The sequence below is a fragment of the Paenibacillus sp. T2-29 genome, assembly GCF_052921365.1.
On the sequence record NZ_JBREVE010000004.1, the window covers coordinates 311,702 to 334,683 of the forward strand.

A 22,982-nucleotide genomic window follows, 5' to 3' on the forward strand; every position below is an offset into this window, starting at 1 on the left:
CTTGGGGTCGTAATCCCTGACGGATTGGCGCACAAATAAAATGCCCGCATTCATCCGAAGCTGATGCGCTATCACTCATAGTCGGACGATTACAGTGGTCATCCGGTAGAAACTTTTGGGCCATATCCCCAATATTATACGAGTCATATGAAATTGATATCTTGTATACTACACCCTCTGGCGGGCGGTTTCAAGACTATTTTTCATACAAACAGCGGCATTTGGAGAACCTTCCACAATTTGAATATCGCAGCAACACACCGATCCCTGTTTGAGGTATATATATAGTAGAAAGCAAACGTTAAAAAACGAATAACCACACAAAACAACATTTAATTTTATTTTTATTTTTAAATTCAAAGATAAACCAAAATTTTCACTTCCGTTTATGTTGACTACACAGACAAACGGAAGTAGTATGGAATTAGTTAAGAAACAAAAGGCAGACTTTCAGGCTGCCAGGACTTCACCATGCAAGGAGATTAGATATGAACAACTATCTTGCTGTTGATATTGGAGCTTCAAGCGGAAGACTCGTGAGTGCAACTCTACAAGGTGAACAAATTCACTTGCAAGAGCTTCATCGTTTCAACAACTCCTTTACTGAGAGGCACGGGCACAATTACTGGAATATAGACAATTTATTTGATGAGATCATTCAAGGACTGCAAAAGGCTAAGCAAAACGGGATTGAATCCTGTACGCTCGGCATTGATACATGGGCTGTAGATTACGTGTTACTTCATAAGGAAGGTCATCGCATCCATGAGGTGTACGCATACCGCGATGCACGCACTCTACATGCCCCCGATAAGCTGCACCAGCTCATCAGCCGAGAGGATGTATATGAGAAAACGGGCATCCAGGAACTAAACTTTAATACCTTGTATCAGCTGTTCGTCCATGATCGGGAACAACTCGCCCAGGCAGATAAAATATTGATGGTTCCCGATTATCTGTACTATCGCTTGACTGGCATTATGGTCAATGAAATGACCAATGCATCCACTATGCAGCTTCTCAACGTGAACACCCGAGAGTTTGATGAGGACCTGCTCTCCCTGCTCCAGCTTCGGCGCAATCAATTTTCGGAGCTGGCTGAGCCTGGTCGTGTTCTGGGCTCCATCTTGCCGGAGCTTGTTCGGAAGTACGATCTTCCAGACTGCCAACTCATCCTTGTGCCTACGCACGATACCGCCTCAGCGGTTGCAGGTGTTCCATCACCGCGGGAAGAGTCTTGGGCTTATATTAGCAGTGGAACATGGTCGCTACTGGGTATGGAACGATCCCAACCCTTGAATACCAAGATAGCTATGCAGGCGAACTACACCAATGAGTGGGGCGCTTACGATACGTACCGTTTTTTGAAAAATATTATGGGCTTATGGATGATTCAGGAGGTTAGAAGAGAGGGAGGCTCTGCACATAGTTTTGCTGAATTGGCCGAATTGGCTTCAGCAGAGACACCATTTGTCAGTCTCGTCCTCTGCAACCAGTCCTCATTCTTAAATCCAGATAGTATGACCCTTGAGATTCAGAGGTTCTGTGAAGAAACCGGGCAGCCTATCCCGCACACACCTGGCGCGCTTGCCCGCTGTATTTTCGACAGTCTGGCCTTAAGCTACCGGGATGCCCTACATGAGCTACAACGTTTAACAGACGAAACGATTACCCGATTGCACATTGTCGGCGGAGGCGCTAACAACGAATTACTATGTCAGCTAACAGCCGACCTTTTAGAAATTGAGGTGCAGGCAGGACCTTCCGAATCGACGGCCATCGGCAATATTGTCGTGCAATTAATCAGCTCTGGTGCTCTTGGAGATCTGAAAGCTGCTGGCCGAACCATAGCCAATTCCTTCCCGACTCGGCTATATGAGCCGCAACCGGTGGAAGGCATGGGAGAGCTTCTGGATCGCTGGGAACGCCTCAAGATACAAGCAACACCCCCTATTCACATATCTCAATAAAGGAGTAAAGCCATGAACGAAGCCATTGAAGCGAGTTATAACGAAGCGAAAAAGCTGTATGCCCGCCACGGTATTCAGGTGGATGACGTTTTACGGAAGCTCTCACAAATTAAAATATCACTACACTGCTGGCAGGGAGACGATGTGCAGGGTTTCCTGTTCAAAGATAAACAGCTTAGCGGGGGAATTGCCGTAACAGGCAGCTACCCAGGTAGAGCAGGCACGCCTAATGAGCTGCGTCAGGATTTAGAAAAAGCTCTATCGCTCATCCCCGGTAAACACAAGGTTAATCTGCATGCGATCTATGCGGATACTACAGAACAAGTAGATTTGGATCAACTGGAGCCACGCCATTTTCAGAACTGGGTAGACTGGGCCAAACAGCAAGGGCTTGGACTTGATTTTAATCCGACCCTGTTCTCCCACCCCAAAGCGGAGGATGGCTTCACACTAAGTCACAAGGATCCGGATATTCGCGATTTCTGGATCACACACTGTAAAAAATCACGCAGGATTGCAGAACATTTCGGTAAAGAACTCGGTCAGCCATGTGTCACAAACCACTGGATGCCGGATGGTTACAAGGATACCCCAGTGGATCGCTTGGCTCCAAGAGAACGTCTGCGGGACGCTCTGGACGAGATTTTCAGTGAGGAAATTAGTGAAGATTACAACATCGATGCAGTTGAAAGTAAACTGTTCGGCATCGGTTCGGAAAGCTATGTCGTCGGATCTCATGAGTTCTATATGGGTTACGCCCTGACACGGGGTAAATCTATCTGTCTCGATTCCGGTCACTTCCACCCGACAGAAGTCATTTCGAACAAACTATCCTCTGTGCTGATGTTTACCGATCAATTATTGCTCCATGTCAGCAGACCTGTTCGTTGGGATAGCGATCATGTCGTGACGATGGACGACGAATTGCTGGACATTGCCCGTGAGCTGGTGCGCGGTGAGCTGCTCTCCCGCACTCATATCGGCCTTGATTTCTTTGATGGAAGTATTAACCATGTGGCTGCTTGGGTCATTGGAACACGCAACACCATCAAAGCGTTGCTTCGCGCCATGCTGGAACCGATTGAGGAACTGAAAAAGGCCGAAGAGGAAAGAGACTTCACGACACGCCTTGCCTTGGTCGAAGAGTTTAAATCCTATCCGTTTGGGGCTGTATGGGATTACTATTGCGCTCAAAACGGCGTTCCCGTTCGTGAGGAATGGCTAACCGAAGCTAAAAACTATGAACAACAGGTCCTGCTGAAACGATAAACCACTGCACTAATAATTTTATATTCATATCATCCAAAGGGAGAGATCATCCATGACTACTGTGCTGGAGAATCAAAAAGAACGAAAATCAGGACTGGATATCCCATTTGTTCGCGAGATGGCGGAAATTACGCAAAACATGTGGAAATTCGGCTGGGATGAACGCAATGGAGGCAATGTAAGTTATATTCTGGATGAGGCCGAGGTTGCCAAATATATTGATATTCAAAAAGTCATTCGAACGATTAAACCCGCTTTCCCAGTGAATGAACTGGCAGGCAAATATTTTATCGTCACTGGATCAGGCAAGTACTTCAAAAACGTTATTGCCGATCCGGAAGCCAATTTAGGAGTCCTGCGTGTATCCCAAGATGGTGAGCAGTTAGAAATTTTGTGGGGCCTCAAGCATGACGCGGTTCCTACCAGCGAATTGCCATCTCATTTTATGAGCCACATTGAACGCTTGAAGGTCGATCCTAACCATCGGGTTGTGATCCATAATCATGCCACTCATGTCATTGCCATGACCTTTATTCATAGTCTGGACGAAAACCAATTCACCAAAACGCTGTGGGAAATGTGTACCGAATGTATCGTAGTCTTTCCAGACGGTATCGGTGTAATTCCTTGGATGGTGCCAGGCTCCAGCGAAATCGGCCGCGAAACAGCGAAAAAAATGAAGGATCATCACGCTGTATTATGGCCTCATCACGGCATTTTCGGAACAGGTAGCTCCATTGATGAAGCGTTTGGCCTGATTGAAACGATTGAAAAAGCAGCACAAATTTATATGCTGATTGCTCAGCATGAGATCAAGCAACGGATTACAGATCAGGAATTGGCCGATCTGGCTAAAGCCTTTAATGTTACCCCAAAAGAAGGAATCCTGAACGTATAGACATAGGCTAATCGTATAGCACCGAACTCTATAAGGCTCCACGGCTCGTCTCCTACCAGCCATGGAGCCTTTACCATGCATATCTGAATGCTACTGGATTCGAATGTTTTACCCATGACACGATCCGACAGCAGGTATAAACAGTATCCTCTATAAAGCAATTTAATTTTATAACCCCAAATTCCAATGAATTAACTTGTAATTACACTTTCCTTTATATACAATAAAATCAAAATTCCCTTATCTCCACCAAAGGAGAGGTGACAATATGAGAAGAACAAAGAATGAAGATCACTTCGACATCGTGGAAGACCATTATTTCACAACAACCGAACTGGAAAAATCCAGTGCTATTTGGCCGGTCAGACTGGGTATGGATATTTCGAAAACAAGCTGTCATGTCGGCCCCAAGGCTGTCCCTTATTTTTATTTTATTTTTGTACTTGAAGGGCAGGCTGAGTTCATTTATAAGGAAAAGAAGTATCGTGTCCAAAAGTCTGATTTATTCTGTTTCCCCCCCCATCTTGCCCATGAATATTACACCAACCAAGAGCACCCGTTGCAAAAGGTATGGATTGCCTTTGAGGGACCCAAGTCCCTCGCATTGCTGGAGCGGATCGGAATTAATCCCTCTACGCCATTTATGGCTAACGCAGTGAGCGAGGACATCCTCGAACTGATCTCCAACCTATTTTCCATCGTCAACGACCACAACAGACAGGGCAGCGATCTGGCCCGCTTAATTACACTACACCAGATCTTCGAGGAGTTGTCCCGCAACACATCTGGCGCTCTGCGCAACTCTGTATGCTCTGATTGTTGGCTCCAGCAGGGGAAAGATTACATCGAAATGCATTATTGTGACCGTGTTACAATCGAGCAAATTGCTGAGCATGTAGGTGTGGATCGTGCGCATTTTTCACGTAAATTCCATTCCACCTTTCTCATATCCCCCGCCAAGTATTTGCAAACTCTTAAGATTAACGAAGCCAAAAGATTGCTGGAACAAACTACTTACAATTTGTCGATTATCGCCCAATCCATCGGATATACCGATATGTCCACCTTTTCCAAAGCATTTAAGAAAACAGCAGGAATCCCACCCCGAGAGTATCGCTTCCGGCATCAGTCCCGGCAAGAGATCCGCACTGCCAACGCTTAGTCGGAATCCAGTAATGATACAGGAGAACCACCATCATACGGCGGCTCTCCCTTTTTTATGACCTGATCCTAATTTGTACTTGGTTCTGAGCGCTATCAACGCTATAATAAGCATCAAACCAACAGGAAAGGTACGTGAATTCCATGCTGCGATTCAATGCTATACGTACAGGTTATCTGCTGGGCATCTCACTGATACTGGCTGCGATTATTTATTTTTTCGCCTCCAATTGGGGCGGACTGGATCGAACAGTCAAAATTGTGCTAGCTGTTGCGCTTATTGTTTTGTTTTATGGCTTATCTTTTGTATTTGCACGTATACGTGCTGTTCCCGGGCAACAAGCTTTTCTGTCCAATATATTTCTGGTGGCTGGCTGTGTAGCCTTCGGCATTTCCGTGGCGTTGCTCGGTCAAATTTACAACTCCCATGCGGACAGCTACGGGTTGTTTTTCATTTGGTCAGTGCCGGCTTTACTGCTTAGCTGGATTACTCGCTACAATCCTTTATATATGCTGTCTTATGTACTGATTCATTTAGGGGTATGGCTTTACTTCTATCCAACGATGCAAAGCCCGTCTTATAGCCAACTGGAATCGTTGTCCATCGCTGGAGTGTTCGCAATATTCAATCTGGTGCTATTTCTATTGACGTTCCTTCATCGTATACATTCGGCTCCACTACAATATATGAGCTTTACTGTTCTCCATATAGCTATGTTGGCGATGACCAACTCCTTTGCATTCGATGGATATGGCCTAATCATGAATATACCGCATATCGCTGTGATTGCTTTAGGATTTTATATATTTACCAAGGTTCGGCTGAATAAAACGTTACTGACCTTGAATGCATTGGCGCTTTCGGCGTTTGCTGTCTTTAAATTTATAGAGCTGGCAGAGGCGTACTCTTCATCACTATTCTTTGTTTTCGGGTTGATTTTTGTGGCACTGCTATTGACGGGTAACGTATGGTTTTTCCGTTATTTAAATCGTTTGGGAAAACCATCTCCGGATGAGACAGCCGTCCCTGAGGAACATAGCAGTGAGTGGATCACCAAAACCGTATCTCGCATAATCAAAGTGGTTGGAGTGCTGATTGGCAGTATATCTCTCATCGGACTGATTATGATTAGCACGAACGTAAATCACACCGAATATGTACTGCTGGGCGTGTCTTTGTTGCTGATGATTACGATGATCGTCATACCAGAGTCCAAGCTGGATTCTGTAATCCGTTATACGCTGCTGACCATCAGCTATATTACCGGCCTGGCGGCCATTCTATGGTCAGATCAGACGCTACTTTCGGTATTATTTCTGATCGTTTCCATCGCCGGATGGTTTCGCTCCAAGGGGAAAAGGCAGCGATTTTTTGCCTATACTTTTGTAAACCTGAATATGGCAACTGTTTTGTTTCAACAGTATCAAGAGTGGGATGGCTGGAACTGGACCTATAAGTTCATCATCTTCGCCCTGTTCGCTCTCAATGCCGTCTTATATGGGCTAAGCTACTTTAGACCCAAGACAGAGCTAAAAGGACATCTTCGGGATAGTTCATTATTTTTCAGCTTATTGTTCCTGTTTTGGACGACGTTTTTCGAGGATGTCATTCCACACTCTTATATGTTCATGAACATTTTTTATTTTGTTATCGTTACATGGATGGTCTTTGCCTTTATCCGTCACAAACAAAAATCAGAGGCTATTACAAGCGTCGTATTCTGGTTTATTTTTATCGGCTTCAAATACTATGATTTATTGTGGACGCTGCTCTATAAATCTTTTACACTGGCGCTACTGGGAATCATTGTACTGGGAATTACCTGGTGGTTCGATCGACGAATGGCCCATAGCGGCAAAACAGCGTTCGATGCCGACCACCGCAGCTTTAGCTTTATGCGCTTAAGCCCGTTACTCATTGCCATTGTCATTGTGCTACAGCTAGGAATTATCGGCTATCAGACGGCGAGAAGTGAAACCCTGCTCGCCACAGGTGCCTCCGTTAAGCTCAAGCTGGCTCCTATAGACCCGCGCTCCCTGTTGCAGGGCGATTATGTGGCACTGAATTACGATATTTCTACCCCTCCTTCCAAGAACCCTCTTCAGGAGAAGGATTGGAACCGAGGCAAGGTTAAAGTCGTTCTCACACCAGATAGCCAAGGAGTATACATCGCTGATCGTCTATATCAAGATGGTGAGAAACTTGCCCATCATGAAATTGTTCTCAATGGACAATGGAATGGTTCTCGTATTCTGTACGGTATTGAGAATTATTTCATTCCTGAAGGAACCGGACGTACTGTTGAACAGAACGCTCATTATGCCTATATTCGGGTCAGCCGCAATGGAGACGCACTGCTGGAACGTTTGGTGGAAAGCTGATCTGGATTGGCAAAGTGGTAGAGAGGTAGAGGTATTGAACAAAGCGGGGCTTTAAAAATTTATTTGTACAAAAAGCAGGCTGAACCAGGTTGCTCCATTGCTGGAGCATAACTTGGTTCAGCCTGCTTGTTCTTTTGCGGCAATGGAGGAAAACTCCATGATAACCTTTCCCTAAAGTTTATCCTCGTTTATATCTCTCTCGACCATGCCACGATTTCTTTAATATCCTGCGGCTGAGTCCGACAACAGCCACCAATCATACGCGCTCCTGCTTCATACCACTGCTGGGCACTCTGTCCGAACGTTTCTGTACAAGTATGGCCCTGCCATGTCTTGGTGACCGGGTCATATTCCTCCCCCAGATTGGGATATACCACCACCGGCTTGTCCGTATGGCTGTGTATTTCGTGAATAAGAGATGGAATGAATTTGGGCAACGTGCAATTGATCCCTACCGCAGCCACCTGCTCATGCTCATTCAGCCACTTTGCACATGCGGCGACAGACTCGCCATTACTGATATGCTGCTCATCCTTTGCACTAAAGCTGATCCAGGCATACGTACCGGGGAATTCCTTCAGCAAGCGGGCAATAGCCTTGGCTTCCACCAGGCAGGGTATCGTTTCACAAGCTAAAATGTCTGCTCCCGCCTCGATCAGAGCTTTCATGCGCGGCCTGTGAAACTCCATAAGCTGCTCTTCGCTCAGCTTGTAATCACCGCGATACTCTGAACCATCAGCGAGAAACGCTCCATAGGGTCCGACAGAGGCCGCAACCAGCGGCTTGGGACGATGCTGCTGACTTGCAGTAGCCGTCACATCGGCCCAAAACTCATCTCGTGCCTGTAAAGCAATCTGCACCGATGACTGAATCAGCTTCAACGCCTCATTTTCGCTTAGCCCTCGTTGAACGTAGCCTTCCACAGTGGCCTGATAGCTCGCCGTAATTGCACAGTCTGCCCCAGCCTCAAAGTAATCTCGATGTACACGCTTGATCGAATCCGGATGTTCATAGAGTATTTTGGCCGACCATAAGCTATCGTTCAGATCATGCCCATGACGTTCCAATTCAGTCGCCATTGCGCCGTCCAGCACGATCAGCTGAAATTTGTTCACTATACGTTGTATCGGATTCATGCGGCCCCTCCTGCTTGTCTAATCTATTTAACCCACTGACTAGGTTGGATTTAATTTTTTATATTATAGCATGTATGTTGATGAGCACCTTACATTTACATCCTGATGTGACGTATAAATTTTTTAAATTAGTTTCATAAGTTAAATTAATTAGATATTGTTCTTTTTTTCACAAAGTTTTTTTACTATAAAGGTGCAAACCAAACACTTTGGCCAAAAGATCAGGGAATTGCATTGTCACATTTTGCATCGGCATTTATGTGAAAAAAGGTACAAGAGAGGGTTTTATCTATGTCTTTACTAGAAATGATTACAGCGACCTTAACAGATAACAGTATTGTCAGTTCTATCGCTTCTACCGTTTTTATTATCCTGCTCGGCTTCTTTTGCCGCAAGAAGGGGATTTTTACCGCAGCCGTAGGAAAGATGCTATCTAAGGTTGTTCTCACTGTGGCTCTACCAGCACTAGCCTTTAATTCTTTCATGCAGGATATCAATCCTACAATATTAAAACAAGGCATGAATGTTTTAATATGGGGGATTCTCATTTATATCATTCTCATCTTTATCTCCAAGCCGTTCTTCCTGAGCTACAACAAGGATAAGCAGGATGTTTTACGGGTACTAACCATTTTCGGTTCTACTACTTTTTTCGGAATTCCCATTGTCGGTGCCATTTACGGTCCTACCGGAGTGATGTACAGTTCCATTTTTAATATAGGCTACCGCATTTTCTTATATTCTTATGGCTATATCAAAATGAGCGGCTTAAAAATGGAGCTTAAAAATCTCAAAACTATGTTTTTGAATCCGATTGTTATTGCGACTTTTATAGGCTTGTTTGTTTGGTTGTTCCAGGGTTATTTACCACAAATGAATGTGGCTACAGAGGATGGGACCATTCAGCAGTTTGCTTTTCTAAGAATTGATCAAACCGCTGTCTGGTTGTTCAAGCCCATGACCTACCTCGCCGGACTAGCTTCACCATTGGCCTGGTTATCGATTGGTTCAACTTTGGGTGAAATCAGCTTCAAGTCGGCAGCTACAGACAAGACATCATGGTATTACAGCCTTGTTAAAGTTTGGCTGGTACCTATTGTGAACATCGTTTTGCTGGCTTTGTTGACTATATCTCATATTCTGTCGGTCGATACTGTCGCTTTATCTACCATTGTCATTATGATGGCTACTCCTACAGCTACCGTAGCCGCAGCCTATGCCATCAGTTTTGATAAGGAAGCTGTACTAACTTCTAATGCATCGCTTCTATCAACTATTACTTCCGTCGTCATGATTCCAGTGTGGATCATTACGCTCAATGTCATCGATAAAATTGGAATTTTCTAAACCAGGGGGAAAACAACATGTTAAAAATCATCTGCTATGGTGCCCGTTCATATGAGAAGCCCTATTTCCATGAGCTTAATAAATATAACTTTCAACTGACGCTGGTAGAAGAGCTACTGACCTCCAGCAATGCAGAACTGGCGCAGCATCACGATGCTGTTTTGTTAAGAGGAAACTGTGCTGCCAATCGAGAAAATCTTACAAAATTCAATAAGTACGGCATTCAATATGTTTTCACCAGAACGGTTGGAATCAACCATATTGATTTGGATGCCTGCAGCGAATTTGGAATGAAGGTCGCACGTGTGCCATCCTACTCTCCGAATGCTATCGCAGAGCTATCCTTAACGCTTGCTATGATGCTGCTCCGTCACACCGCTTATATGACTACCAAAAGCTCTTTCAAAAATTTTATTGTGGACGAGCATACGTTCAGCAAAGAGATTCACAATTGTAAAGTTGGGATTATCGGGGTCGGTCGCATCGGCCTGACGGAAGCCAAATTATTTAAAGGATTAGGAGCTTCTGTTATCGGCTATGATGTGTACCAATCCGAGGCTGCCAAGGCCGTCATTCCATTCACAACCTTGGATGAACTACTGGCAGAGAGTGATATCGTCAGTGTGCATGTTCCTTACCTGCCGGGACAGAACGACCAAATGATTAATGCTAGCTTTTTAGCGAAAATGAAAAAAGGGTCTATTCTCATCAATACCTCACGTGGGGAATTACAAGATAACCAAGCCATTCTGGATGCTTTGCTCAGCAATCATTTGGAAGGGTTCGGAACAGATGTCTTTCCTAAAGAGGAAGAACTATTTTTTAAAGCATTTGACCCATGGCAAATGCTCCCGGACCCAACGATCCAGAAGCTTGTGGAGCTGTATCCAAGAGTGTTGGTCACACCTCATGCCGGCTCGAATACCGTTACTGCGTTATCCAACATGATTGAAACCAGCTACGAAAACTTCCATGATATCATTACAACTCATTCTTCGGACAATCTGGTCCCACTTCCTGTTCTCGCTATGAAATAGGGTAGGAAGCTTGGCACACTCATTGGACAGTAAAGAACCGCTATCTCCAGATCATACTGGAAATGGCGGTTCTTTTATATCCGAATTGATCTGATAGAGCATTAGCGGCCTTCCAACCTTGTGGTATTCTATCGATTCAATCAGGAAGCCATCGTCTACCAGGAACTGAATATATTTTTTGACTGTAATACGGGACAAGTCCACTTCTCTGGCTAATGTTTCAACCGAAAAAGGTCCGTCCAGCTCTTGGATACTCTTCAGTATGGTAGTCATGGTCAATTTGGACAAGTTTTTAGACAGATTTTTCGATAGATTTGGGGAAAGTTGTTCAGCAGGTTTTTTCTTTTCTACACCCATAGGCTCTTCTTTATTAAAATATTGATCAATGACAGCTTGATTAATTCCGTTCCCTTCCTCCATCACCGTGGCCAAACGCTGGATTTTCTCAACAGCCAGCTTAAAGCGTTCGAATGTAAAAGGCTTAATTAGGTAGTCTGCCACTCCATAGAAAACAGCTTCCTTTACCGTTTGAATATCTTTTGCAGCCGTAATTAAAATAACCGAAGCATGGTACTGCTGCTCCTGCATATGGGATAACAAGGTTAATCCACTTTTCCCGGGTAAATAAACGTCCAGCAATACCAGATCAGGTGTGAACTTCTGAAGACAATCCTGTGCCTTCTGGACAGTATCTGCTTTACATACCACATCCAAGTTGTCCATACGCTCAATAAACTGTTGATTGAGCTCAGCAACCATAGGATCATCCTCAACAATGAGTACCTTCATTCACTCGTCACCTCCAATGTACAGGGCAACTCTACATAGATACTTGTTCCTAGACCCGGTTGGCTGTCAATCTCAATGATGCCCTGGTGATTGTCCACCATGGTCTTAACCAGATTCAAACCGTACCCCCTGTCCTCTCCTTTGGTTGAGAAGCCATGCTCGAATATTCTTTGTTGCATTTCAGAGTCAATTCCCATACCATTATCCTTCACTTTCAAAATAAACACATTTCCCTCACACTCATAATTCAATTTCAATTCAATTTTGCCGGGTTGCCTTTTTTGTAAAATGGAGTCTATCGCGTTGTCAAAAAAATTGCCCAATATGTGTATGACATCATGAACAATGTCCTGCATCTCTAGATTGGATACATTCGAGCTTTCTTCCAGTAACACTGAAATATTCTGCTCGCGTGCTTCGTTGATTTTCCCCATAATAAAACCTGCTAAAGCCGGAACCTTAATCCTCTCTGTTAGAAAGCCTACTTCATTTTGATACCGGTGATTTAGCTGCTGAATATACTGACTGACTTCTTCATATTTCCTCATCTCAATCAGTCCGGAGATCACGTGCATTTTGTTCATAAACTCATGCGTCTGTCCGCGAAGAGAGTTAATATAATATTTTGTGCCACTCAACTGATTGCTAAGATGAATCATCTCGGATTGGTCGCGCAGTGTAGCAACTGCCCCAAAAAACTCATTTTCTACATGTATAGGGGTTACTGTCGCAATGACTTCTATACCATTCACATAAAACGAGCGGTCCTTGATCTTCTTCTTACTATCAAACACTTTCTTGAAGAGCGCGTTATAAAAGTTGGTATCGATCTGCTCGCCAATCGGGGCTTTTCTGTCTTGATTCGCCAGTTGGTACTTGGCCTGAGCTTCCTTGTTCATAAGCATAATTTTCTTGTCAGCCGAAATGGCTATAATTCCTTCAGCGACCTCATTTTCAATAATTACTTTTTCACGTAATCGTGTTGCTATCTCTTGTGGTTCCAGACCAAATAAGATCGTTTTGATTTTTTGTGCCAGAATGATCGCGCCCAGAACTCCACTAAAGAGTCCCAGCATCAGTCCTCCAAAAATGGTATACTGCGCCTGCATCAAATCATGATTTAGCGTTCTCATGGTCAGTCCTACACATACAATGCCAATGACCTCTTTCTGTTGATTAAATATCGGCGTAAAATAACGGTAGCCTTGGCCTAAAACACCGATATTTTCAGAAAAATGTCCCTGACCGGATAGTGCTTTTCTGGCATCGTCCAAATCAGAGAATGGCTTGCCAATCATGGTTTCATTCGGATGGGAAAGCCGAATTAAATCGTGGTTCAGTATGACTACAAAATCCACATTAACGTTATGCATTACTCCAAGAGAATAGTCTTGGATCTGCTTCACAGGGACTCCCTGCTCAACATTACGAATAACATCGTTGTCACTGGCAACCACCTTGGCAATACCTGAAAGTTTTTCCTTCGTATTATCAAAATGCTTGTTAATCACGAAATTACGAATGAGAAGCAAGGATATAATCAAGGAAATAATAATAACTAAAACAACCAAAATAATAATCATGAATTGTAGCGAAACTTTGAATTGTCTTCTCGGTTTCAACTTACCTTTTAACCGCAACCCTATCACCCAGCTTCTTTATCAAGCTCTCCAATGGGAAGAAGAGCCTATCTTGCCCCTATAATCCCTTTTTATTCGACATTGTTTGACAAAATCCCTTCTTATTTTACAAGCTTTACGCGCCCCATTAGTGGATAACGCAGCCTTTATCTGAAATAAAACAATATGCTGAATAAGGAAAGGTCAATTCTCCATAATAAGGACGTATACCTGACGAAAGGGAGGATAACGGATGATTGACAATCTCGAGAGCAATTACGACTGCGCTCATGCAGGAGAAGACCTTCATCAACTCAAGCAGGAGCTCGCTACGCTTCAGGCACAAGGTGCCAATGACCAGGCATCCAAGGAAGCCATTCACCGGCTGGAAAATCAAATTTCGTTCATCTTGAACAAATGCGATATTAACCATTAGTCAAGTCTGGCTGGTTCGGTAAAATAAAATACAAAACCGGCTTGCCTTAGAAGACAAGCCGGTTTTGTATGCTCAAGTTTATACACATATGAGTGCTAAATTTACAAAATTCCTCGTATCTCATCCAACGACTGCACCTTTTCCTGCTGCATCCATTGTTCTAGTCCATATACCAACTCAGCTCCTGCATGTAAATGGACAAAATTATACGTTCCCACCTGAATGGCGGCGGCCCCTGCCATGGTGAATTCAATAATGTCCTCCACAGAGCTGATCCCGCCCATCCCGATCACGGGAATGGATACCGCCTGCGCCACCTGGTGAACCATGCGCAAGGCAATCGGCTTGATTGCCGGTCCGGAAAGGCCTGCATACGTGTTGGCGAACACACTGCGGCGCCGGCGTATATCTATTTTCATTGCAGAAAATGTATTGATCAGCGAAACGCCGTCGGCGCCTTCTTCCTCGCACATAATCGCCATCTGCGTGATGTTCTCTGCATTTGGAGACAGCTTGACAACTAGCGGAAGCGCCGTCACATTGCGCACCTGACGCACCACCTCCCGCGCTACCTCTGTCTGGATACCAAATTGCATTCCGCCCTGCTTCACATTGGGGCATGAAATGTTCAATTCCAGCATGTCAACGCCTCTGCGGTTCATTGTACGGCGTTTTTGCGCGTTTTCCGTAATCATAGCTACGGCCTGTACGTATTCCTCCAGATTGGAGCCGCCCACATTGGCAATAACAGCCGTATTCCAGCGAGTCATGTCATCCAGTTCATCCTTCAAAAAAGCCGCCACACCCGGATTTTCCAATCCTACACTATTCAGCATGCCTGATGCTGTCTCATGTATTCGTTGCCCCGTATTCCCCGCCTTCGGATGAAGGGTTAGCCCCTTGCCGACGATGCCGCCGAGTAGTTCAGGAGAATAGAATTCCGCATACTCACGCCCGAACCCAAACGTACCGGATGCCATGATAATCGGGTTTTTGAACGGTACACCTGCTATATTACACGCCATGGAGATCATCGAACTCCACCTCCTCCACCGGGAATACAGGCCCTTCCTTACATACCCTCCGATTGCCTCCACGGGTACGCACGGTGCAGCCCAAACATGCGCCAATGCCACAGGCCATATGTCTTTCTGTTGAAATATATAAGCGGGACGCTGTACCCGCCGTTTTCAGCGCGAGTGCTTGCAACATCGGAGTTGGCCCGCAGGAAAACATATTCGCATAGCGAGCCGGATCGACCTGCTCGACGATGCTCCCCCCTACCTTGACCTCTACAGATGCTGCCGCAGCCTCGAACGCTTCAACCCCGAAGGCCTGCTGTGCAAACCCCAGATAAACGTCTGCATGCGGGTAATATTTTGCAGCCAATAACAATGGTGCTGTACCCATGCCACCGCCGATTAAAGCCAAACTGCCCTCAACCTGCGGAAACCCGTTTCCAAAGGGTCCTTCCAATTGAATCTCCTGACCAGGCTGTAATTGGGAAAATAGATGGGTCCCCTCTCCAACAACCCGGTACAAAAAGGAAATGCTCTCTTCCCCAATATCATAAATGCTGATGGGTCTGGGCAGCAGTGGGTAACCATTCCCGCTGCGCAGCATGTAGAACTGACCCATCTTCCCCTTAAATTTCCCCTCTATCTTCATCACATAAATGCCCGGAACGAGCGCCACATTTGAAATTACGTTAGCCATATAACCCCTCCACTAACCACTCACTATAACGTAAAAGCAGCAACTATTACGTGACTATTTTCACATTTACAGTTGACGTTTTGTTCGATGGCTCATGTATACAAAAAGCGTACTCCTGTTAGAGAGTACGCTCGTATATTTTAACTAATAGCTTCGCGCTCCGCATTGCGGCTGCTATTGGCATCCTTGCGAATTTGCTTGCTGCGCAGCTGTCCGCAGGCCGCATCAATGTCGACTCCGTGCTCCAGCCGAACACTACAGCTAATACCTTGTTTTTTCAGAACATCATAGAAGCCAGTAATCGATTCCGACTCACTCCGCTGGTATTGACTATGCTCATCCACCGGATTGTATGGAATCAGGTTCACGTTCGCCAGATTGCGACGATGGCCCACCAGCTCAGCCAGTTCGAGCGCATGCTCCTTACCGTCATTAACATCCTTCAGCAAGATGTACTCCAGCGTAATCCGACGATTGGTTTTGTCCAAGTAATAATCAATTGCCTGCATGAGCTTCTCAATCGGGATCGCCCGGTTGATCTTCATAATGCGGGTACGAATCTCATTATTCGGAGCGTGGAGGGAGATCGCAAGATTGACGTGCAGATCGGAATCAGCAAATTCAATGATTTTATCAGCAAGACCACTTGTAGAAACGGTAATATGCCGCGGCCCAATCGCCAGCCCTTTATGATCCTTAATGACCCGAATAAAATCGGACAGGTTCACAAAATTATCAAACGGTTCGCCAATCCCCATTACTACGACGTGACTAACCCGGTCGCCCGGACGTTCCTGGTCCAGATACAGCTGCACCTTCATAATTTGTCCTACGATTTCACCACTGGAAAGGTCACGGCTCTTCTTCAACAGCCCACTTGCACAGAAGCTACATCCAATGTTGCATCCCACCTGTGTCGTCACACATACGGATAATCCAAACTTATGCCGCATTAATACCGTCTCAATCAAATTACCATCCTGCAAACGGAACAAAAACTTGACCGTCCCGTCTGCTGATTGTTGCTTCACATGTTCTTCCAGGGTTTCAATAGAGAAGTTCTCTGCCAACAGGCGAGTACAATTCTCATGAACCTCTGTCATCGCCGCAAAATCAGTAATCCGTTTCCGATACAATGCGTCCCATACCTGCAATGCCCGAGATTTTTTATGTCCATGCTCCATGAGCCATGCTGTCAATTGGTCTAGCGTTAATCCATAAATGGATTCCTTTTTCATGTTCGATCCTCTTTTCAAACGTTAAAATTCGTATTTCTATATATAAACCCTAGCCATCACGACTCGTCTCAACTATCATTGCATCATAGCATGTTTGAGCGCTCTGCGCTATTCAAACACTTCTTGTATTGTCCCAAATTTTAATTATGAACACAAGGGGCAGGCTGATGATATCCTGTTCGACAAAAGCACGCAAAGACAGGATGACGGACACCGTGAATGATATGATTACAACCAAGGAAGGTGATGTGGTTGGAATGGTTGCTTCGGATCAAGAACGCACTCGATCTAATGGAAGAAAGAATGCAGCAGCCCCTCGATATTGATGAAATTGCAAAGGCTGCCTACTCGTCGCCCTTTCATTTTCAACGGATGTTTTATATGCTGACTGGCGTTACGGTAGCAGAATATGTGCGCAAACGTCGATTGACCCTGGCTGCTCAGGAATTGAGTCTTTCTACCACCAAAGTACTAGATATTGCGTTCAAGTACGGATATGATTCCCCCGAATCTTTTTCTAAAGCGTTCCGAAAGGTACACGGTATTTCTCCCTCTGAGGCCAGAAACCCGGGAGTGAACCTGAAAGCCTTTCCACGCATCACCTTCCATCTATCACTGAAGGGAGATCAGGAAATGGATTATAAAATTGTAGAGAAGGCGGCCTTTACGGTCATTGGGAAGTCCATTCAAGTTACTACTAAGAACGGTGAAAACCTTCGGGAAATCCCAAAATTCTGGGATCAACTTAACGCAGATGGCACATCGGATCGCATTCATGCCTTGGGGACAGGCGATGATATCCTCGGTATATGTCTGGACATGAAGCACGGTGAGGAAACGTTTAGCTACCTTATCGCCGCAGAGGGCAGTGAAGACGTAGCAGCCTCGAACGGATTAGAAGCCAGAACCATCCCGGCTGCAACCTGGGCCGTGTTTACATCCATCGGCCCTATGCCTCACTCGATCCAGAAGGTATGGCAAAGAATTTATCAGGAATGGTTCCCTGCCAGCAACTATGAGCACTCAGGCGGGCCTGAGCTAGAGGTATATACCATGGGAGATACTCATGCTGAGGAATACCGAAGTGAAGTATGGATTCCGATTACGAAAAAATAACCAAACGAACCGGCTGCCTATTGCAGTCGGTTTGATATCGTATGCTCACGACAATTGCCCAAGCTCCTGCTTTAACACAGAATATAGCCTTGAGCTTGCCAGCTTCAGCGGTGCCTCGTTTGCTTTACAAAGAAGACCAAAGGTCATATCGATCAAGCTGCCGCTTAATTGCCTCACTGCTGTTCCTGCCGGGACAGGATGGACTAGAATTTGGGGCACAAGGGCAATCCCTAATTCACATTCCACATAAGATTTTAGAGCCGTCATGCTGCCAATTTCCATCGTGTCTAACGTAGTTATTCCATGTTCCTTCATGACCATTTCAAGTTTGCGCCGATAAGGACAGATGGACGACGTAATAAGTAGGCGATGCCCCTGTAAATCTGCGGGTCCAATGCACTCCTTTTCTGCAAGAGGGTGATGTTCAGGCATCAAAACTACAAAATTCTCCTTAAATAAAGGTTCAAAATATAGCTCTGTACCCAAATCCGGGGCAGAGCATAATGCGATGTCCACGTCCCCTTGGAGAATACGCTCGCTTAATGTAGGTGTATTCCCAAACTCAACAGAAACCCGAATGTGAGGGTAATGGTTTAAGAACCGCTTTAAAATTTCGGGTAGTCGGTAACTGGCGGTCGGTTCAGTCACTCCTATACGAATGTCACCTGCGGTTCCCCTTTGCAGGTTCTCCATATTTTCCTGCAGTTGCTCCATGTCTTTTACAATGGGCAAACTCTGCTCATAAAACATCCTGCCAGCTTCAGTTAACTTTATTTTCTTGCCCCGCTCAATTAGTTGAACTCCTAGATCGGATTCCAGCTTCTGTATTTGCATCGTCACAGTGGATTGCGCATAATTCAACGCTTCCGCCGCACGCATAAAACTCCCGTAATTCACAATCATCTGAAATGTTTTGAGTGCTTTAATATCCATTCTCCTACTCCCAAGTCGCTTGTTTAATTCAAGTTTATTGAATTACAAGTTTAGTTAATTCAATTATACAAAATATAATACATCCTCTACAATGATCCATAACAGATTATATTACTTTTCTCACACAACACTAACGAGTTGGCTAAGGAGCGGATATACATGGATTTACATCAAAAAGTAGCCCTAGTTACAGGCGGCGGTACAGGAATTGGGAGAGCCATATGTATGGAATTAGCAGATCGAAAGGCTACGGTAGTCGTAAACTATTCCCGTTCTAAAGACGATGCAGAGGAAACCGTACGTATGATACTTGAACAGGGAGGAAGTGCAATTGCATTACAGGCAGATGTTTCCCAAGATCGGGAAGTTCGGGATATGGTCGAGCAGATTGTTCAGCAATACGGCACGGTTGATGTACTGGTGAATAACGCCAGCATTACACATCATATTCCAATGGACGATCTAGAGGCCGTTACGGAAGAGGTGTGGAATGATCTCTTGGCTGTTAATGTGAAAGGCATGTTTTACTGTGCTAGAGCCGTAGCTCCTTATATGAAGCATCGTCAACAAGGAGCTATCGTCAATCTGGGAAGTATAGCTGGACAAACAGGGCTAGGTTCCTCGCTACCCTATGCAGTATCCAAAGCAGCCGTCCACGGGCTGACCAAATCGTTAGCACGATCCCTGGCCCCTGATATTCGAGTCAATTGCATCGTGCCAGGCGCGGTGGCGACAAGATGGTGGGCAGGTAGGGAAGAACAAATGAAACAATTGGCTCCTCATCTGCTGCTACAGCGCATTTCCACACCTGAGGATATTGCTAGCATGGTCTGCTCTGCTTTGGAACAGGAAGCCATGACAGGCCAGATCATTACGGTAGACAGCGGACAAACGCTATAAAGGTACTGAGCTTCTGGGTAAAAAACAAGCCGCCTTCTCAGACAGAAGGCGGCTGTTGAGCTATCGAATACCGTCGTTAACTACGTTTTTGCCTAATGGCATCCCCATACTTGTACCTTTCACGAATCTAACAAATAAATAGCGAACAAGCGGCCCTACAATGCAGAGCTGTAGAGGAAAAGCAAACGCAAAATTCTTAACAACTAAAGATAAGTAATTTTTAAATAATGAGCCTTCTGAAAGACTATTAAAAAAGTAAGCCGTCCCCAAACCATAAAGTGACATACAGAGAACCATGCCAATGACCATACAACATGAAAGGGATAGAATTACAAATAGCCTTTTGGATTTGTCGTACGGTAATGAGAAGGCTATTTTCTTTGCTACTGGACCGACAATACATAATTCCAATACGAAAGCAGTGATAAAACATAAAATAAATTGAAGAAGCATTGCCTTTAGAGACATGGTGCCAATCAAGCCATTTGTATATAGATTATACAATGTCATGAATACGACCATCCCCAAGCACATCATTAAACCAAAATAAAAATTTTCCTTCTTCGTTGTTGGCAATTCCATCATCCCTTCTTTTGCTTTGCTAATTATATAAATAGTCGAAACCCTCACATAAGTGAACATTTTGTGAACAATTCGATAGACACTCTCTTTTAACACAAAAAAGGCATCGTTCATCTCAACGATACCTTGAAATGTTGCCGTTCTGATATTAGAGTGCTGCTTTAAAATACTTTATCCTAATGATGATGAATACGACGTTTGTTTCTCAAAATGTTGCGAATCATCTTATGATTAGGGAGCTGCCTGAATAACATATGTCCGGGATGCGGATTGGCCTCGATAATCCAGATTTGGCCACTCTTCTCAACAGCAAGATCGATGCCCAGCTCGCGAACCGGATGATTTTTGTCAATCGTGTCGGCAATAATTCTAGAAAGCTCGATGATCTGGTCCAAAATCTCTTTCATTTTTGCTCTGTCATTTTTAAAAACCCTTAAAAGCACTTTGGATAACGGCGCCGCATGTCCTCCCTTCCGATAATTGGTAACCACTTTTCGGGGTGCAGCGACACGACCGGTTACCCCTGAGATAACCCATTCCGAGTCTGGCTTTTGCATATACACTCTGGCATCAAAAATCGAACCTTTGTACTTGGCTAACTTGAGTCCTTGCTGTACCAAATAACGACGATGAGGTCTTCGGTAGCTTCTAATTGCTCTTCTTACGGCGTGGGATCTAACGACTCTGCGACTGGAGCCGCAACGAACTTCATATCTCCTCCCTACCTTTTTCGCGCGTATGATGCCGGTTCCCCCACTCCCATAATTAGGCTTGATGAAGACTGTGCGATAGGTATCCAGCATCCGTAAAGTCCTTGCATTCGTAATCCAGCGGGTTTCGGGCAAGTGCGAGCGTAAAATGGGATGTTGTCGCATTTCCTTGTATTGAATCATCTTTCCAATGGGCACGAATATCCCTCGATTCTGTTGGGTTTTTGCACACACTACATGAATATGCATCTATATTCTATCTTGGTAACGGCGAATGCCACAGTTTGCTATGTAAGAAGCGAATCTCCTATTTCCTATGTCGAGCCTTCTTTGATTTCAAAAGATAGATGGACAATGTATCTTTACATGACGGGGTTATTGTAAATTCCTATAAAGTTGATTCCAATAATATATTAGACCAATAGCAATTCTGGATATACGATGTGTATAAAATAACGTGAGGAGGAATGTTAACGTGTCTGTTTATGATTTTCAAGCAACCTTAATTAACGGGAAACCGATTGAATTCTCAAACTATAGAGGTAAGGTTCTCCTTATTGTAAACACTGCCAGCATGTGTAGCTTCTCCAGTCAATTCTCTGATCTGCAAAAGCTCTATGAAAGACGGAGGGAACAAGGTTTTGAAATCCTTGCGTTTCCTTGTAACCAATTCAATGAAAAAGAGCCGGGTAGCAATTCGGAGGTTCAGGCATTCTGCCAAAATAACCATGGATTAACCTTCCCACTATTTGAGAAGACGGATGTAAGAGGTTTATCTGCTCATCCTTTATTTCAATATCTGACCCAACAGTCACCTTTTCAAGGCTTTGATACCCAGACCAAAGACGGTCAATGGATGGACGATTTCTTACGGGATAAATATCCAGAAATATACGTCGGCGACGGTATCAAGTGGAATTTTTCCAAATTCCTGATTAATCGCGATGGCCATGTAAAAGGCAGATTTGAAGTAACAACAGCGCCCTGTGCTATTGATCCTGTGATCGAATCGCTATTGTAGTTTTTCTGGTCACTTCTTTGGATTCTTTTAAAAAAATGAGTATCAAATGACAAAAACGAATATTTGTCATTTGATACTCATTGTGTTATCCTGACTTCAAGGAGGTGACTCACACGGTAAGTTAACCGTGTCTCTATGGAAAAATCCTCAGATATACTGACCAAGGAACAGATTCTCATTGCTACAGAAGACACACTTAGGCGTTTTGGTGTAGCTAAAAGCTCCGTGACGGATGTTGCCAAAGTATTAGGAGTAAGTCACGGCACCATTTACCGACACTTTAAAAGTAAAGCCGAGCTTCTTGAAGGCGTGACCGAAAAATGGCTAAATGAAAAGATAATCGATCCGTTAACGGAGATATGTCAGGATTCATCTGTGCTAGGAATACCGCACTTAAAACGATATATTCAGACCTTGATCGAGCTTAAGCAGTATTATGCCCGCGATGACGAGGAAATGTTCGGGATGTATACTCGGGTCACCGAGCAAGCCGCGGATTTAATCGACCAGCATATCGCCCACATTGTGGGTCAGCTCGCTGACATTATTGCACGCGGGGGCATCACAGCGGATCAGCCGACCCAACTGGCGCGTACGCTTTTCTATGCCACAGCCCGTTTCCATCATCCCGCACATGCTTACGAATGGAAGAGTCCGACAATTGATCAGGAGTTTTCAGATGTGTGGATGCTTTTAGAAAAAGGGATCTCTTAAAAATATAT

The 22,982-nt window shown here is 44.7% G+C and carries 21 protein-coding genes and 1 riboswitch; of the genes, 12 read left to right on the plus strand and 9 right to left on the minus strand.

What is annotated here, in order from left to right; all coding sequences use genetic code 11:
- Positions 1-58: 58 nt before the first annotated feature.
- Positions 59-162: riboswitch (purine riboswitch) on the minus strand.
- Positions 163-488: 326 nt separating this feature from the next.
- The 5 genes from rhaB to ACU1JV_RS14180 all read left to right on the plus strand — a co-directional run bounded on the left by rhaB (position 489) and on the right by ACU1JV_RS14180 (position 7,680).
- Positions 489-1,970: a rhamnulokinase gene (gene rhaB, locus ACU1JV_RS14160; protein ID WP_413987221.1), complete on the plus strand. Its 1,482-nt coding sequence runs from the start codon at positions 489-491 to the stop codon at positions 1,968-1,970.
- 12 nt (positions 1,971-1,982) lie between these two features.
- On the plus strand, positions 1,983-3,239 hold the full coding sequence (rhaA, locus tag ACU1JV_RS14165) for an L-rhamnose isomerase (protein WP_413987222.1): 1,257 nt from the start codon (positions 1,983-1,985) through the stop codon (positions 3,237-3,239).
- A gap of 52 nt (positions 3,240-3,291) precedes the next feature.
- Entirely contained in the window at positions 3,292-4,137 is an 846-nt protein-coding gene (gene rhaD / locus ACU1JV_RS14170) for a rhamnulose-1-phosphate aldolase (RefSeq protein ID WP_064962795.1), read from the plus strand.
- Between the two features lie 268 nt (positions 4,138-4,405).
- On the plus strand, positions 4,406-5,299 hold the full coding sequence (locus tag ACU1JV_RS14175; protein WP_413987223.1) for a helix-turn-helix domain-containing protein: 894 nt from the start codon (positions 4,406-4,408) through the stop codon (positions 5,297-5,299).
- Positions 5,300-5,442: 143 nt separating this feature from the next.
- Positions 5,443-7,680 carry a GDYXXLXY domain-containing protein gene (locus ACU1JV_RS14180; protein ID WP_413987525.1) on the plus strand — a complete coding sequence of 746 codons (2,238 nt, stop codon included), beginning with the start codon at positions 5,443-5,445 and terminating at the stop codon, positions 7,678-7,680.
- A 188-nt stretch (positions 7,681-7,868) separates the two neighbouring features.
- Here the strand turns inward: ACU1JV_RS14180 and mmuM are convergent, their stop codons facing one another.
- Positions 7,869-8,816 carry a homocysteine S-methyltransferase gene (gene mmuM, locus ACU1JV_RS14185; protein ID WP_040102541.1) on the minus strand — a complete coding sequence of 316 codons (948 nt, stop codon included), beginning with the start codon at positions 8,814-8,816 and terminating at the stop codon, positions 7,869-7,871.
- 291 nt (positions 8,817-9,107) lie between these two features.
- On the opposite strand from mmuM, the gene ACU1JV_RS14190 reads away from it, so the two are divergent.
- Both ACU1JV_RS14190 and ACU1JV_RS14195 read left to right on the plus strand, forming a co-directional pair.
- A complete protein-coding gene (locus ACU1JV_RS14190) occupies positions 9,108-10,163 on the plus strand; it encodes an AEC family transporter (RefSeq protein ID WP_277508141.1) in 1,056 nt (351 codons plus the stop codon).
- Positions 10,164-10,180: 17 nt separating this feature from the next.
- Complete coding sequence (locus ACU1JV_RS14195) at positions 10,181-11,200, plus strand: 2-hydroxyacid dehydrogenase (RefSeq protein WP_413987224.1); 1,020 nt, start codon at positions 10,181-10,183, stop codon at positions 11,198-11,200.
- Between the two features lie 51 nt (positions 11,201-11,251).
- Here ACU1JV_RS14195 and ACU1JV_RS14200 read toward each other — a convergent pair whose 3' ends face one another.
- Entirely contained in the window at positions 11,252-11,989 is a 738-nt protein-coding gene (locus tag ACU1JV_RS14200) for a response regulator (RefSeq protein WP_090737663.1), read from the minus strand.
- A complete protein-coding gene (locus tag ACU1JV_RS14205) occupies positions 11,986-13,611 on the minus strand; it encodes an ATP-binding protein (RefSeq protein ID WP_025675733.1) in 1,626 nt (541 codons plus the stop codon). The genes ACU1JV_RS14200 and ACU1JV_RS14205 overlap by 4 nt, the downstream gene beginning before the upstream one ends.
- A 250-nt stretch (positions 13,612-13,861) precedes the next feature.
- Here ACU1JV_RS14205 and ACU1JV_RS14210 point away from each other — a divergent pair, with 250 nt between their 5' ends.
- The gene (locus tag ACU1JV_RS14210; RefSeq protein WP_013373763.1) at positions 13,862-14,044 is read left to right on the plus strand and encodes a hypothetical protein; all 183 of its coding nucleotides are present in this window, start codon (positions 13,862-13,864) and stop codon (positions 14,042-14,044) included.
- A gap of 101 nt (positions 14,045-14,145) precedes the next feature.
- Here ACU1JV_RS14210 and ACU1JV_RS14215 read toward each other — a convergent pair whose 3' ends face one another.
- The 3 genes from ACU1JV_RS14215 to rlmN all read right to left on the minus strand — a co-directional run bounded on the left by ACU1JV_RS14215 (position 14,146) and on the right by rlmN (position 16,998).
- Positions 14,146-15,078: a dihydroorotate dehydrogenase gene (locus ACU1JV_RS14215; protein WP_129550244.1), complete on the minus strand. Its 933-nt coding sequence runs from the start codon at positions 15,076-15,078 to the stop codon at positions 14,146-14,148.
- On the minus strand, positions 15,059-15,760 hold the full coding sequence (locus ACU1JV_RS14220; protein WP_413987225.1) for a dihydroorotate dehydrogenase electron transfer subunit: 702 nt from the start codon (positions 15,758-15,760) through the stop codon (positions 15,059-15,061). Before ACU1JV_RS14220 ends, ACU1JV_RS14215 begins: the two co-directional genes overlap by 20 nt.
- 140 nt (positions 15,761-15,900) lie before the next feature.
- Positions 15,901-16,998 (minus strand): 23S rRNA (adenine(2503)-C(2))-methyltransferase RlmN, encoded by a 1,098-nt coding sequence (rlmN, locus tag ACU1JV_RS14225; protein ID WP_058830965.1) that lies wholly within the window; start codon positions 16,996-16,998, stop codon positions 15,901-15,903.
- Between the two features lie 246 nt (positions 16,999-17,244).
- On the opposite strand from rlmN, the gene ACU1JV_RS14230 reads away from it, so the two are divergent.
- Complete coding sequence (locus ACU1JV_RS14230; protein ID WP_040102537.1) at positions 17,245-18,114, plus strand: AraC family transcriptional regulator; 870 nt, start codon at positions 17,245-17,247, stop codon at positions 18,112-18,114.
- Between the two features lie 45 nt (positions 18,115-18,159).
- Here ACU1JV_RS14230 and ACU1JV_RS14235 read toward each other — a convergent pair whose 3' ends face one another.
- Entirely contained in the window at positions 18,160-19,047 is an 888-nt protein-coding gene (locus ACU1JV_RS14235; protein WP_040102536.1) for a LysR family transcriptional regulator, read from the minus strand.
- A 159-nt stretch (positions 19,048-19,206) separates the two neighbouring features.
- Here ACU1JV_RS14235 and ACU1JV_RS14240 point away from each other — a divergent pair, with 159 nt between their 5' ends.
- Positions 19,207-19,947 (plus strand): SDR family NAD(P)-dependent oxidoreductase, encoded by a 741-nt coding sequence (locus ACU1JV_RS14240; RefSeq protein ID WP_413987226.1) that lies wholly within the window; start codon positions 19,207-19,209, stop codon positions 19,945-19,947.
- 60 nt (positions 19,948-20,007) lie between these two features.
- On the opposite strand, the gene ACU1JV_RS14245 is transcribed toward ACU1JV_RS14240, so the two are convergent.
- A complete protein-coding gene (locus ACU1JV_RS14245) occupies positions 20,008-20,523 on the minus strand; it encodes a hypothetical protein (RefSeq protein WP_025675731.1) in 516 nt (171 codons plus the stop codon).
- Between the two features lie 182 nt (positions 20,524-20,705).
- Entirely contained in the window at positions 20,706-21,437 is a 732-nt protein-coding gene (locus ACU1JV_RS14250) for a YheC/YheD family protein (protein WP_225683706.1), read from the minus strand.
- A 277-nt stretch (positions 21,438-21,714) separates the two neighbouring features.
- Here ACU1JV_RS14250 and ACU1JV_RS14255 point away from each other — a divergent pair, with 277 nt between their 5' ends.
- Together ACU1JV_RS14255 and ACU1JV_RS14260 are read left to right on the plus strand one after the other, a co-directional pair.
- Complete coding sequence (locus tag ACU1JV_RS14255) at positions 21,715-22,260, plus strand: glutathione peroxidase (protein WP_040102533.1); 546 nt, start codon at positions 21,715-21,717, stop codon at positions 22,258-22,260.
- 135 nt (positions 22,261-22,395) lie between these two features.
- A complete protein-coding gene (locus tag ACU1JV_RS14260) occupies positions 22,396-22,974 on the plus strand; it encodes a TetR/AcrR family transcriptional regulator (RefSeq protein ID WP_129550249.1) in 579 nt (192 codons plus the stop codon).
- Positions 22,975-22,982: the final 8 nt, after the last annotated feature.

Excerpts from the sequence above, each read along its gene's own strand:
- rhaB (WP_413987221.1), top strand. The coding sequence starts at position 489 with ATGAACAACTATCTTGCTGTTGATATTGGAGCTTCAAGCGGAAGACTC.
- rhaA (WP_413987222.1), top strand. The coding sequence starts at position 1,983 with ATGAACGAAGCCATTGAAGCGAGTTATAACGAAGCGAAAAAGCTGTAT.
- rhaD (WP_064962795.1), top strand. The coding sequence starts at position 3,292 with ATGACTACTGTGCTGGAGAATCAAAAAGAACGAAAATCAGGACTGGAT.
- ACU1JV_RS14175 (WP_413987223.1), top strand. The coding sequence starts at position 4,406 with ATGAGAAGAACAAAGAATGAAGATCACTTCGACATCGTGGAAGACCAT.
- ACU1JV_RS14180 (WP_413987525.1), top strand. The coding sequence starts at position 5,443 with ATGCTGCGATTCAATGCTATACGTACAGGTTATCTGCTGGGCATCTCA.
- mmuM (WP_040102541.1), bottom strand. The coding sequence starts at position 8,816 with ATGAATCCGATACAACGTATAGTGAACAAATTTCAGCTGATCGTGCTG.
- ACU1JV_RS14190 (WP_277508141.1), top strand. The coding sequence starts at position 9,108 with ATGTCTTTACTAGAAATGATTACAGCGACCTTAACAGATAACAGTATT.
- ACU1JV_RS14195 (WP_413987224.1), top strand. The coding sequence starts at position 10,181 with ATGTTAAAAATCATCTGCTATGGTGCCCGTTCATATGAGAAGCCCTAT.
- ACU1JV_RS14200 (WP_090737663.1), bottom strand. The coding sequence starts at position 11,989 with ATGAAGGTACTCATTGTTGAGGATGATCCTATGGTTGCTGAGCTCAAT.
- ACU1JV_RS14210 (WP_013373763.1), top strand. The coding sequence starts at position 13,862 with ATGATTGACAATCTCGAGAGCAATTACGACTGCGCTCATGCAGGAGAA.
- ACU1JV_RS14215 (WP_129550244.1), bottom strand. The coding sequence starts at position 15,078 with ATGATCTCCATGGCGTGTAATATAGCAGGTGTACCGTTCAAAAACCCG.
- ACU1JV_RS14220 (WP_413987225.1), bottom strand. The coding sequence starts at position 15,760 with ATGGCTAACGTAATTTCAAATGTGGCGCTCGTTCCGGGCATTTATGTG.
- rlmN (WP_058830965.1), bottom strand. The coding sequence starts at position 16,998 with ATGAAAAAGGAATCCATTTATGGATTAACGCTAGACCAATTGACAGCA.
- ACU1JV_RS14230 (WP_040102537.1), top strand. The coding sequence starts at position 17,245 with ATGTGGTTGGAATGGTTGCTTCGGATCAAGAACGCACTCGATCTAATG.
- ACU1JV_RS14235 (WP_040102536.1), bottom strand. The coding sequence starts at position 19,047 with ATGGATATTAAAGCACTCAAAACATTTCAGATGATTGTGAATTACGGG.
- ACU1JV_RS14240 (WP_413987226.1), top strand. The coding sequence starts at position 19,207 with ATGGATTTACATCAAAAAGTAGCCCTAGTTACAGGCGGCGGTACAGGA.
- ACU1JV_RS14260 (WP_129550249.1), top strand. The coding sequence starts at position 22,396 with ATGGAAAAATCCTCAGATATACTGACCAAGGAACAGATTCTCATTGCT.